This window comes from Vibrio tritonius (genome assembly GCF_001547935.1).
Lineage (GTDB): Bacteria > Pseudomonadota > Gammaproteobacteria > Enterobacterales > Vibrionaceae > Vibrio > Vibrio tritonius.
Genome location: NZ_AP014635.1, coordinates 1,739,061 through 1,751,950, shown reverse-complemented (window position 1 = coordinate 1,751,950; position 12,890 = coordinate 1,739,061). Strand labels below are relative to the sequence as shown.

At 34.2% G+C, this 12,890-nt stretch carries 13 protein-coding genes and 1 pseudogene; 12 read left to right on the top strand and 2 right to left on the bottom strand.

Going from position 1 to position 12,890, the window contains the following annotated elements:
- Nucleotides 1-79 precede the first annotated feature (79 nt).
- The 12 genes and pseudogenes from JCM16456_RS07865 (at nucleotide 80) to JCM16456_RS07815 (ending at nucleotide 10,449) form a co-directional block, all read left to right on the top strand.
- The gene (locus JCM16456_RS07865) at nucleotides 80-838 is read left to right on the top strand and encodes a DUF2931 family protein (RefSeq protein ID WP_068713692.1); all 759 of its coding nucleotides are present in this window, start codon (nucleotides 80-82) and stop codon (nucleotides 836-838) included.
- A 744-nt stretch (nucleotides 839-1,582) separates the two neighbouring features.
- On the top strand, nucleotides 1,583-1,855 hold the full coding sequence (locus JCM16456_RS23625; RefSeq protein ID WP_156430479.1) for a hypothetical protein: 273 nt from the start codon (nucleotides 1,583-1,585) through the stop codon (nucleotides 1,853-1,855).
- Complete coding sequence (locus JCM16456_RS07860; protein ID WP_156430478.1) at nucleotides 1,852-2,649, top strand: hypothetical protein; 798 nt, start codon at nucleotides 1,852-1,854, stop codon at nucleotides 2,647-2,649. The genes JCM16456_RS23625 and JCM16456_RS07860 overlap by 4 nt, the downstream gene beginning before the upstream one ends.
- A 370-nt stretch (nucleotides 2,650-3,019) precedes the next feature.
- Nucleotides 3,020-3,236, top strand: a pseudogene (locus JCM16456_RS07855) (transposase family protein); the annotation flags it as partial.
- A 674-nt stretch (nucleotides 3,237-3,910) separates the two neighbouring features.
- Nucleotides 3,911-4,417, top strand: a complete 507-nt coding sequence (locus JCM16456_RS07850) for a hypothetical protein (protein ID WP_068713689.1) — start codon at nucleotides 3,911-3,913, stop codon at nucleotides 4,415-4,417.
- Between the two features lie 364 nt (nucleotides 4,418-4,781).
- Nucleotides 4,782-5,657 (top strand): tetratricopeptide repeat protein, encoded by an 876-nt coding sequence (locus JCM16456_RS07845; RefSeq protein ID WP_156430477.1) that lies wholly within the window; start codon nucleotides 4,782-4,784, stop codon nucleotides 5,655-5,657.
- A gap of 145 nt (nucleotides 5,658-5,802) precedes the next feature.
- Nucleotides 5,803-6,666 carry a tetratricopeptide repeat protein gene (locus JCM16456_RS07840; RefSeq protein WP_068713687.1) on the top strand — a complete coding sequence of 288 codons (864 nt, stop codon included), beginning with the start codon at nucleotides 5,803-5,805 and terminating at the stop codon, nucleotides 6,664-6,666.
- Between the two features lie 321 nt (nucleotides 6,667-6,987).
- Complete coding sequence (locus JCM16456_RS07835; RefSeq protein ID WP_068713686.1) at nucleotides 6,988-7,461, top strand: hypothetical protein; 474 nt, start codon at nucleotides 6,988-6,990, stop codon at nucleotides 7,459-7,461.
- A 30-nt stretch (nucleotides 7,462-7,491) separates the two neighbouring features.
- A complete protein-coding gene (locus JCM16456_RS07830; RefSeq protein ID WP_068713685.1) occupies nucleotides 7,492-8,202 on the top strand; it encodes a hypothetical protein in 711 nt (236 codons plus the stop codon).
- 202 nt (nucleotides 8,203-8,404) lie between these two features.
- Nucleotides 8,405-8,923: a hypothetical protein gene (locus JCM16456_RS07825; protein WP_068713684.1), complete on the top strand. Its 519-nt coding sequence runs from the start codon at nucleotides 8,405-8,407 to the stop codon at nucleotides 8,921-8,923.
- Nucleotides 8,924-9,245: 322 nt separating this feature from the next.
- Nucleotides 9,246-9,626 (top strand): hypothetical protein, encoded by a 381-nt coding sequence (locus JCM16456_RS07820; protein ID WP_156430476.1) that lies wholly within the window; start codon nucleotides 9,246-9,248, stop codon nucleotides 9,624-9,626.
- A gap of 187 nt (nucleotides 9,627-9,813) precedes the next feature.
- The gene (locus JCM16456_RS07815) at nucleotides 9,814-10,449 is read left to right on the top strand and encodes a LysE family translocator (RefSeq protein WP_068713682.1); all 636 of its coding nucleotides are present in this window, start codon (nucleotides 9,814-9,816) and stop codon (nucleotides 10,447-10,449) included.
- Between the two features lie 74 nt (nucleotides 10,450-10,523).
- Here JCM16456_RS07815 and JCM16456_RS07810 read toward each other — a convergent pair whose 3' ends face one another.
- Both JCM16456_RS07810 and JCM16456_RS07805 read right to left on the bottom strand, forming a co-directional pair.
- Nucleotides 10,524-10,997, bottom strand: a complete 474-nt coding sequence (locus JCM16456_RS07810; protein ID WP_068715972.1) for a YehS family protein — start codon at nucleotides 10,995-10,997, stop codon at nucleotides 10,524-10,526.
- A 413-nt stretch (nucleotides 10,998-11,410) separates the two neighbouring features.
- A complete protein-coding gene (locus tag JCM16456_RS07805) occupies nucleotides 11,411-12,796 on the bottom strand; it encodes an alanine/glycine:cation symporter family protein (protein ID WP_068713681.1) in 1,386 nt (461 codons plus the stop codon).
- Between the last annotated feature and the right edge of the window lie 94 nt (nucleotides 12,797-12,890).

Sequence of the window (12,890 nt, the reverse complement as noted above, 5' to 3'; positions counted from 1 at the left end):
ATGGGATGGTTAACGAAGCAACATATGATAAAACTAAAAAAAGATACGTTAGAACTGTTTTTGAGTGTAGGAAAGGATCATGAATAAAAGAATTAATTTGATATTTTTAATTGTAATATTGATTGCTGTATCTTTAACTTTTTATTTTTTTAATAAAAATGACCAGTTTTCTGTTCCCGAGGGGGCTGCCCCTTGGGGGGTGGAATTATATTCATCTTCACTATATCCTGCTACTATTCAAGCTATCCATGCAATAAATACTCAACAGGATTGGACTAAAGTATTAATGGGATTAAATGATGGTATTCATAGAACAAATGTGGATAAAATTAAAAAGATTTTCCCTGATTATAACGGTTTTGGTATACCACTATATCATTCTTTCGCTGCACAATATTCACAAGGAGATTACGGCGAAGTTTTGCCTGAAAAGATTATTATATATTGGACATCAGAAGTTAACGCTCGATTTTTTATAACTATACTATATGTTAATGATGTTATTATTTCTAATATTAATAAAATGATGTATTACCCTAACAATGAAAAGCTTAATTATAATAACAAAGGTTGCTTCCCAACAACTTTTGATTTTGGTTTCTTCCCTGATGGAACGACAAAGATTTGGTTATCTTGCGGAGGTCAATATCGATTTGTTAATGCCCAAGTTACTACCGAAGAGGTAGAAAAAAACTACAATAATTATAGTAAGAAGGATTGGGAAGATTCTGGGCGTATAAAAAAGATAGAAGAAAGAGCGGATTATTTTGGAGTGAAACTTTTTCCTATCAATAAAAAAGAAATGGATAAAGTATATAGTGATAGGAAGATAGATTGATATAGAGATATCTTATTTTTTATCATCAAAATAAGCTACCTTCGCGCTCAATGTTAGACGGCTTTTAATATTGAGCGCGGCTATTTATAAGGTTCATTTCTTGCCTGCGTTGAAAACAAAAATATTACCTGGCGTGTCAGGAAAACCGCATTAATCCACTAGTTTTTAAAGGCCTATGGAAAAGTTTTATTTTTAATATCCGTTCGGTTTAACCTTATAAAATAAATCATAATAAGTTAATTGATTGTAAAGTTATAAATTTCCTTACTACAATTTTGTGATCTGATAGCCTAACTAGTAATTACTTATTTTTGTTCATGGTTAAAAATCGTTTATTACATTCTTGATATTAAAAACTTTAATAAAAATAATAACTCACCAGAAATTTTAGAAACAACAGAAAGTAAGTTAGAGTACTATTTTGATTATTATACAGATTTCATTGGTCCAATGTCTCTTCAATTTGCTTCATATATAAAGTATTCACTACATGACTTTTCAGACATCTTCTTCGGATAAAAATATTTATTGTGGTCAGTCCCTATCTGGAATCGTCTCAAGAGAATGCCTATCTCCTTTACCGGTTAGTAATGGTAGACCGATAATAGAAGAAAGTGCGATGTTACGTTTTAATAAAAATGGGTTATTAGAATTAAATTTTAATTCTGGCAGTGTATTAGGTACGAAGGTACTATTACTCTTATATTTTTCATATTTTTTTTCATAATGTCGATGGCAATGTATATGACCATTTCTATTGGGTTTCATTCTTCAATAGTGTTTATTTGGGGGCTTTTTATCAGTATGGGGGTGCTTGTTGGTGGCCCTGTGTTTTTTAGTGTTAAAGACAGTTTGTTTAATAGTATTAATAACTTCCCATTAACCTTTGATTGCCGGATGAGGGATGTGATCTTTTCTTGGGTTGAAAGTGATGACATAAGAAGACCTAGTTTATCTAGCTCAAATTTTTTATTTTTTTGCTTTCTTTTGGCGTTGTTTTTTTTCTCATTGGTATGATGTTTGTTTTACAAGATATTAATTCTGGAGACATTCAACTTGGGATAGTGATGACCATAATCGGTATTGTATTTTTCATATTCCCCATTAAACCTTGGGTTGTCTACTTTTATAAACTAAGACATAAGAAGGAAAGCGAAATTCGTTTGGCTCGAATTCCATGGGAAAAAGTTAGAGTTGAATATCAGACTGGAATGTCTTTTCATGTTTTTGGAACGAACAACATGCATAGATTGTGCTTCTTTATTCAGGTGCCAGAGAAGCGAGAAGGTTTCTTCAGTTTGTCAATGCCTGTTTTTTCTCGTGAAGAAGCGTTATCAACCTATGAATTTATTCGTGATTATATAGAAAATGGCTGCGAGAGGTTAAAAACATCACAGGGTAACTATTTAAAAGATAAAGCGAGTAGTTATAGTCTCGCTTTTTATAAAGAACGTATCGCTGAGTATAGAAAAGAAAAAGTGTTACCTGTCTATTTATTGTGGCGCTTAGTGAACATTCTTACATTTACTTATTGGGTTCGCTGGTACTTAGAATTGCTCAATGATGTGTTGCCGCAAAAAAATCCCAAAAAAGCAGAATTGGAAAGGTTATGTTCTTCAGTAGCACAAGCTGATTGGGTCCCAATGAGTCCGGTGCTAAAGGAAGTCAATGACCGAGTGCGAGCTCTGTATGCTAACGGCCATCGATGGGAAGATGACATAGTTCAAGCTGTTATTCGTGAATATGATGATATCACTGCAGAAAAGTATGATTTTGATTATGTCGATGAAATCAAGGAAGATAAAAAGTAACGCCCAATTATATTGATTTCAAATGGGTAATAAGCGGGCGTTTAGCCCGTTTATATTAGGTGATCTACTAACGTCTTCGATGACTAGCTAAGATTTATACTGTCAATACAGAATGACAAAATAAAAGTCGATGGCTTAGAAGACGATCTCTTAGTTGTTCACGGTTTTGATGGCCATGAGTCGGTGTCAGATAGTCAGGGAAACCGCATGAACATCCTTGATTTTAAAGCGCTGAACTAAGGACAGAATTCTTTATATCACTACGATTTTTATTGACCTTTCTCGGATGTTTTTACATTTACAAAGGATCGATTTGTAGATCATTCTCATTGTTTTCTCATGGTTTCGTATTAAAAAACGGAGCCTTTTCATGACCACTTTAGCGAACCCATTTATGCATTTTTCAGCCTTAACCGATTACCGACAAACAGGGAAAGTAACCCATAAATTATCAGACATTATTTTGCTGACGGTTTGGGGTGTTTTATCGGGACAAGATACATGGGAAGGCATTGTTTATTTTTGGTGAAATGAGACGAGATTTTCTTAATCATTATGGCGATTTTTCAGCGGGTATTCCGTCAGCTTGGCGATAGCGACTCAAGTCAGGATAAAGCCATGGTTGATTAGAGACGCGATGTCTATTGGTGAATGAAGACTGAGACTTTCGCGTATTCGAAGACTTTTCGTACGAATGGCAGGTAAAAAGTGAATTGACATCGAGTTTAATGGAAGGCAAGAAAGTGAGCGTGCGCAAGAGAATAGGTCTCAGTACGCAACTAAATCAGTTCGAAAATATTGAATGCAGAAGATCGTAAGAGCAACATACATTTTCTATGACTATATGGCCAATTATCTGAATCTGACGACAGCTAAGCCTGACATCGATTCACTAATTCCGTGGAACTTCTCTCACTAGAACGCCCGTACGGATTATGGGCGAATACAGATAGATAGCATAATGCGAGCAAAAGCTATTGGTTAGTGGTGTCAATGTACAGGTAATTACACGTGGTTTTTAGAGAAGATAAATGCAGCATCAGAGTGGATGATTGAGCGGAGGAATTATCGAGAACCCGTCGTGCTTGTTTTTACTTATTGAAAGCTGGAATTTAGTGTAAGAGAATGTGCTGCGCGATGGATGACAATTACTTAAGTAGGGTTCCCGGCAGCCTTGAATGGCGGGAGTTTTTGTGAGGCTTCGTGTATACAGATACCTACTTTTTCCGTTTTATACATTTGAAAATAATATGGAGAACACATGTTGTTGAAGAAGTATTTCAGTTTGATATTTATAGTATTCATATTTTTTTCTAATGTGGGATTTTCTAGTGAAATAAATAATCACTTATATAAAGTTCCTAACAGAGGGAATGAGTTTGTTTCAGTTAGATTTGAAAATTTTAAAAGCAAAAACAAAATTGTTGTATCCCTAATAAACAAAAGTAAAAACACCATTAAAAAAGCACGTGATGTAATTTACATTAGTGAAGATAGAAAAATGACGGATGCTTTTTTCAATGAAGAACATGGTAACATTAGTTTTTTCCTTCTTACTAGTAATAGTGTTGATAAAAGTACAGGTATTGAAGGTATAAGCCATAATACATTTATCTATGATTTAGATGATGATGATATTTATTTCAATCAAATACCAATTATAAAATTAATGAATTGTATTGATGGTAAAGATATCGAAAGAAATATAATCCTTAAATGTGAATACAAGACAAAAGAAAAAATATTAAATTATTTAAAAACACATTAATTAAATGATTTTTTAAAGATGGTTAAAAATCATGTTCTTTAAAAAGAGCATGATTTTAATTTGTTTTTTGTGGCTTTAGTGTTGTGCTCTTTTTAAATGTTTGTTATTCAATTTTATCGCCAGCATTTAATGTTGTTTCCTATTAGTTTTTCTCCGGATAGCGTAAGCTATTTTATGACGTTCTGCTTAATCATTTGTCAGTGATATTAAGGTGTAATCAGCTATTTAATTATGTGTGCCTCTAGATATTTTCAATGTAGCTAAGTATCTTATGAAAAAACTTCTAATTTTTACTAGTGTGAGTATTTTTAGCTCCTATGCTAGCGCATCGATTGTTTCATCTAACGAGTTGGCTTTAGCTTTGATGAATACTAAACATGTATCATTTGATGATGTCTTATATGTAACCCCAAAGGGGGATATTAATATAAAAGTGCTAAAAAAAGATAGTGGGGATGAATATGTTAACTCTGAAGGACAGTCAATTTATGATACCCAAAACATAGCAATAATTATAAATGATGGGAATTTTTCATATGTATATAAAAACATACCTTCTAATGGGCAGTTTATAAAATATGATTACTGTGTGGATAAAAATAACAATTTCATTTTATTAATAATGATTAAATATGGCGATTTTTCAAAAGCTTATGGAACTTACATGGAGCATAAATATGAAATACTTAGATTTGAACCTAATAAAGTGTCAACATTATCCGCGATGTATTCCGGCGCTTTAGATTATAAAGGCAATGTTACCACTGAAAGTGGGATTATATACCCATATATTACATCATCTGAAATAATCAGTAGATTAATTGAAACTGGCATATGTGATGAAAAAAATACAAGACAAAGTAAAATTCTTGAAAAGAATAAGATAAACACACCTGATGAATTGAATGATTTAGCTAAATTGGGAAACAATATAACTATTGGTAAATTATTGAATACTTTAGATAAATACCCTGTATCTAATATCAATGTAATTAAATATAATGACTTAGGTTATTATTTATATAATGGTGAAAATTATAAATCTGCTGAATTTATATTGGAGTATGTACTTCAGATCTTCCCCAAAAGAACTGTGGCATATCTAAATTTAGGTGATACATATTGGTCCTTAGGCAAAACTAGTGATGCTCAGAGAATGTATAGAAATTACATATATTTCATGAATCAAAACTACAAGAGCAATAAAATACCAAAATACATAAAAGAACGCACCTTATAATAAATTATATTGTTAGGTATTTTTAAGGGGGTGTGCACCATAAACACCGCGTTATAATCAAGCTTTGCCTATAATATAATCGGTTTGGCAGTTCGCATAGCCTGAAAGGAAACATTATTGTGAAATACTTAGAGATATTTTTAATATGAAAAATTTTCATATTTTTACATTCATTGCTTTTAGCATTTTAATGAGTATATCAGTGTCAGCAAATCAAATTAATTATTATACTGTAGATGTAAATAATGATGGAAGTTTGGATAAAATAGAGAAGATTGATAAAGAACTATATTTTTATCTAAATACAGTTGATGGGTATAATTTGCTGGCTAATATAAATGATTTTTCTTTTGATGGTGGTTATAAATTAACATCTATATCATCAGACTCTTATTTTTTAAAACTAAAATATGGTTTTTTAAATAGTAATACACAAGAGTTAGACGTTTACCTTACTTATAATGGAGCTTTATATTTATCAAAAATTACAGAAATTCACAGATTTCCATTCGATTATGATAATCGAGTTGATTATTGCACGAAAAATATTAATAAGAAGTTAGATGACAGAGTAACTTACGAAAACAATATTCTTGATTTCAGTAAAGTGGAATGTGTTCACGAATATGAAATTATTGATTCACTTGGTGATTTTATAAAGAGAGCTAAAGATGACACTAAAGATAAACTAATATTGGTCAGTCGTTACAAAAAACTAATAGAAGTATATCCATTAACTAAAGAAAATGAATATATTTATAATAATCTTGGTTATTTTTTATATAAAAGAGGAATGTATAAAGAATCAATTTATGTACTTGATAGTGTTATTAACTATGACAATAAAAGGATCGTTGCATTTCTAAATATCGCAGATTCTTATTGGTCTGATGGACAAAAAAACAAAGCTAACAAATATTACGCTAATTATCTTGATCTTATGAAATCTACTGGAAAGGAAAACAAAGTTCCCAAATATGTCTATAAGCGATTATTGAATACACAGTAAGGCTTTCTTGCTTAATTTTGTGAAAAGTTATTGTTGATTTTGGTGAAATGAGACAAGATATATTCTCAATATGGCGATTTTTCAACGGGGATTTTGTCAGCTGTTAGGGTAGTAAGAGAGGTTGTTTACTCAATTTGAAAGAGTTCCAATCGGTCGGGTCGTATTAATTGAATGGAAGGCTGCCATGAGCTACGCGATGGACGAAAATTACTTAAGTAAGGTTCTCGGAAGCCTTGAAGACGGGAACATTCATGCAGTTTCCGTGATACTTGTTATGTTAAACGATAATCCATCTGTCGAGAGAAAATTGGAAGGTTATAGATGATGAATAAGATTTTGGTAATAATGTCATTATTTGTGCCTGTTTTTACATTTAATGCATACTCTTCATCTTCACTCAGTGACATAACAATGAAGGGATTCTATGATGGTGACCATATTTTAGACAGCATAGTTTGTGATAAGACTGTCGTTGGATTAACTACATGTAAAGTTAACTTTTCACTCACGATAACAAAAAAATTCTCATACAAAAATGAGTATTGCTCTGATGTGTCCATTGAGAACCCTAAAACTGGGGAAGTAATATTTCATTGTGGACTGTGGGGAGAAGACACATTGTTGTACTTTTCTTGGAATGAAAAATATAACGATCTAATTTTAGATAAAAAGGTTTATGAAAAACTCGCAATGGATGGACCTGACTCTAAAATAGAACGAAAAACATATGATTTAAAGAATTATGTAATTTCATTTTTTGATACTGAAAAATATTTGGATAATATTTATAGATAATATCTTGATTAGATATTATTTAGTATGTAAATGGTTATTTTTGAACCAAATACGATGTGGTTGAGTGTGAAAAATTTTAATAAATACATGATATTCTCAAAGATAAATAGATTTTTACTCATTATTTGTCTTCTTCCTGGAGCAGCAGTTTCGTATGAAAATGGCATAGTAAAATCGCTGTCTATTTCTAACAAAATTCAATTATTAATCAAAGAAGACGAAAATGGTAAATTTTACTTCAATGACAGATTTGATGAGCTTTACAAGAGTGTAGACGTTACGCCTCAAGCATTTGACATTAAATCTAATAGAAGTGAATACTACCCTCGGGTTTTGAATAAAATTGATTACAGATTTTTGCTATTAAATAGCAAAAATAACCAAATATTTCCTATGTTAGAACTTAGCTACCCGCTTAACTTAGATTCTTATAATAATGATAACTCATTTATAATCGAAACATACAAAGATGATGTGACTCGGTATAAATTTTTGATGAAGTATAATTATATTAAAAAACTCAAAAAAGTAATCTTGACGGATATCATTTATGTAGAGTCAACAATAACTTTTGATAGCGACGAGGTTGATTATTATCTTGTTAAATTAGATGTTCCTGATAGTATAAGATATTTGGAGTATTACAATAGTAAGAAATATACCGACTTCATTATCAATGAGCTTTATAATAAAGTAAGTGGTTTAGAATTAAACATTAAACTGATAAAATCGATTAAATGAAAGTGTTTATTTAAAAAGATAATGTTTTTGCATAACTACAGTGTGGTGTTTTTATCTAAATAACTGCTTAAATTATCTCTAATCCATGATAGTTAGCCCTCCTAGCCAGTTTTGTCAAAGAGGGAGTTGTGTAGATAAGTGACTCTCTCTTGGGCAATAGTTGATTGGCTCATAAGAGTAAGAATAAGAATAGAGTAACGTCATGAAGTTTATAATTTTGTTTATTTTAATCACTATTTCTCAATGTGTTTTCTGCGCCAGTAACGATATTGAGGAAGAGTGTAAAAATTATGATAGCGTCCATAGGCTTAATTTTGTCAATGGTACTTATTTGGAGTGTATTGATAATAGTACAATGCAAAGCAATAAGTTTGTTATTAATGATAATAATGGTATTACCTATCAAGTTGATGAAGCTGCAAAGATTGTCATTAATGATCAGGTTTTAAGTATAACACCAGATGAAACAATAAATTATTTCATTAGTGACACTAAAGATTGCAACACTGTTCATTATCAAAGAGATTATTATTATGTTTATTCAAGAGTTCCTAATGGAAATAGCTATTGTTATGCTCTTGATGGAAATTTCAAGAATTTAGCATATGTTAATCTCACTGGTTATTTAAATTTAAAAATTTTAGCCAAGATAAAAAATGATAAAGTATATTTGTATAAAAAGAAGATGAAAGTTTTGTTAAGAGTAGAATGTATCTTGTAAAAGACGATTTATTAGTTATTAACGAAGAGCTTGGTGATTGGTTGAATATCACTTTTTCAGGCAAAAAGACAGTGACTAGTTGGATTCGTAAAGAATCAATTCAACTAAGAAAATAATCTAGATGTATGATATAAAATATTTATTATTCTCGAGAACTTACGTTATTAATATAAGGTTGTGAATAATTATTGAAATCATAATGTTTATACTAGCAGTGTGGTTGTTTTGTAATTTATTTGCATCATCTTTATTTAAACAGATTTTTTAATTATACAAAAAATTACCTATTGAAAATGGTATCATTTTTTAGTGAGGGGGGGGGGTGAGATCTGTACTTATTTTATTGATGACGGTTTCTTCTGGTGTATGGGCTAAAGATATAACTGGAGTTTGGGGGTATCAATCTAACAATGGAAAGAATGTTTATAATTTGGATATTAAAACTATACAAAATAAAAAACATATTAAGTATTCGTTTATATATATGAATGGGAAGAGAATAAATGAAAGTGGTACTAAAGGTTATACGTTAATTAAATCCAATGATGGGTGTTACACTTCAACATTATATGACGCATTTTTAGGCGAATATGCCGGTGTGAAATTATGTCTACAAGGGCAGACTCTTGTTTTTAATAAAACCTCGAAATTTGATAGCACGCCTTATCTGCCTAAAAAGGCAGTGTTTAGGAAGGAAAAATAGAGTAGAGCAGTGAAGACAGCAACACAGTTAATTGACGCTTTAATGACGTAGGCGGCGAATTAGTTGCGCTTCTTCAATGTCGGTCACTAACTCTTTCCCACTCAGCGATAATCTCTCCAAGACATTTGGTTGAGTTTGCGGTATAACCAACTGAGAAACCACATGTTTGCTGTTATCAGGGAATGATATGTATATTCAAAACTTTGAAGCGTTTGTTATCGCGATCACCATTCTTACCTTAACCCCAGGGCTTGATACTGCGTTGGTTATTCGTAATACCTCAAGAGCGGGGATAAGCGACGGTTGTGTTACGAGCCTAGGTATTTGTAGTGGGTTATTTGTACATGCGACCTTTTCAGCCATTGGTATTTCGGCGATTTTGGCATCGTCGGCAGAGCTGTTCCAGGTGGTAAAAATGATTGGTGCGGCGTATTTAATTTGGTTAGGTTACAACAGCTTGAAAGGGCTTATAAAAGGGCAAACAAATGGAATGCAGGTTGAGTCGTTAACTAACACACACCTGAATGTGCGTCGTTCATTGCGTGAAGGTTTTTTGTCTAATGTGCTCAATCCCAAAACAGCTGTATTTTACTTGGCATTTTTACCGCAGTTTATTAGCCCTGAGCATTCGGCGTTGTTGCAGTCGCTGTTTATGGCGGCAGTGCACTTTATGATTGCCATGGTGTGGCAGTGCGCGCTTTCTGGTGCATTAACTAAAGCGAAAAACCTGCTCAGAAGTCGCCATTTTACGAGCTGGATGGAAGGAACAACCGGTTTTGTTCTGGTTGCGCTGGGCATTAAATTGATGTTAGAGCGCCGCTAAGATTTTGAGCTTCAATGAAAAGGCACCGAGTTCGGTGCCTTTTTTGTCTCTACACTTGCAACGTTAGTGGGATCTCAATCTTCTAATGTTGCGTCTGGATTACTTTGTAGTTTTACGCCAAACAGAAACTCACGTAAGGTTTCATCGTCACACTGTTTGTAGTGTTTATTGTCTGGTTTACGAAAGTAGGCACCCAGTTCATATTTGGTAAGCTCGATGCCAACGGTTTCTAAAATGTTTAGCATGTCTTCGGTTTTCAAATTCAGCGCAATACGCAGCTTTTGAAAAATCATATTGTTGTTCAGGTGAGCTTCTGGTTTTGGTTGTTCACCATCACGGGCCCCACGTTTATCAATGATTAAGCCATTTAGAAATGAAGCTAACTTGCTGTCGCTCATTTTTGCGTTGCTGTCATTATCTTTATTTAACCACTGAGCCACTTGGTTAGCAGAAACGTTGCTGTTGGCTAAGGCAAAGATTTTTACAATGTGATTTTCTTTTATAAAAAGCGCTGAACGAACAAGACGCAAAACATCGTTATTAGTCAAAGTGAATCCTAAGGTTTCGATATGCCAGTGCAATCAACGTGATTCCTGGAACGCGCGAATTCTATCAGAATTTGTCGATCTAAGAGGTAACTTTCTTTGTTGTGACATGAGTTATCTCGTTATGTTGGGGTAAATAGGTATCAAAATGGATGTCCCGTTGGCGGCACGATGAAGGATGAACTGACAGAAATATTCTGCATGCCCAATCATGTTTCGCTTTATTTCTGAGGGTTTCCACAAAGGCAGACAGATTGGTGGTCCAAGCGGAAACAGAGAAATGCCTTTGCCATTGGGGAGGTCGGTGAGTAGGGCTAGGCAACTAAAATCGAGTTAAAACAGCATCTCGTGTTAATAAAAAATGGCGACCAAAGGCCGCCACTTGAAATTGTGCACTTAACCCCATTAAGGTGTGATTACGCGTTTGTTTCTATCGCTGCTGAGCGACTTTTTAGCTGCTGACTAAAGTAGATACGAGTCTCTTCAGCAACAACATGACGCAATAGGATAAGGCCAATCAAGTTAGGGATTGCCATTAAACCATTCACGATATCTGCGATAATCCAAATTAAATCCAGCTGTAAAAACGCACCTGATGCAATCAAGCAGATAAAGATAACCTTGTACGGCAGCACCGCTTTGGTGCCCATCAAAAAGACCACGCAACGTTCGCCATAGTAGTTCCAACCAAGAATGGTTGTGAAGGCAAAGAACATTAAACCAACAGACACTAGCATAGGGCCAACTTGCTGTGCATTAAGACCAGCCGCAAATGCATAAGTTGTCATCGATGCACCGGCATAATCGCTTTGCCATGCACCAGTTAAGATCAATGCAAGACCTGTTAGGGTACATATGATGATGGTATCGAAGAATGTACCCGTCATAGAGATAAGCCCCTGACGAACACATGAGTTGGTTTTAGCCGCTGCAGCCGCCATTGGGGCACTGCCCAAACCAGACTCGTTCGAGAATACCCCACGAGCGATACCAGATTGAATCGCCAGCATAATTGAAGCGCCTAGGAAGCCGCCCGTTGCTGAAGTGGTCGTAAAGGCAGAAGTGAGGACCAGTTGTACTGCATTTACAAGCTGATCTGCATTGCTGACAATGATGCTCAGACAGGCGACGAAGTAGAAAAGCGCCATTGCTGGAACCACTTTACTCGCCACATTAGAGATCGATTTAATACCGCCAATGGTTACAACGGCAACCAGTATAGTCAGTATCACTGCAGTTACTTCTTTCGAAATACCGAAAGAGATATTGGTAGCGTCAACAATCGCGTTAACTTGTGCAAACGTACCGATACCAAAGAAGGCAACGCCAATCGCAAACACTGCAAAGAGTTTTGCGAGTAGGGCAGAACCCACGCCATCTTTAAGGAAGTACATTGGGCCACCAACGATTTGCCCTTTATCGTCTACTTTGCGGTACTTTACTGCCAGTAGGCATTCTGCATATTTAGTTGCCATACCAAATAGCGCAGCTAACCACATCCAGAATAGCGCGCCAGGACCACCCAGTTTGATAGCGGTTGCAACTCCCACGATGTTACCTGTACCGATAGTCGCAGAAAGAGCAGTACATAATGCCGCAAAAGGGGATACATCACCTTCTTGGGAACCGTGAGACGATTTCTCTTTACTGAATACCATTTTTAACGCGGTTGGCAGATGGCGAAATTGGATCATCCCTAAACGGAATGTAAAGTAGATACCAGTACCAACAAGTAAGATTAGTAACGGTGGACCCCAAACAAAGTGGTCAATGGTTTGCAGTATGTGTTGTAGGTTTGTCATTTTTTCCCCTTAATAAACAACATCTAAGGAGAAGAGGGAAAGGTAGGTCGTGAAAAAAACGATCGAACAACTCGCTATAAAATAGCAAGCTGAT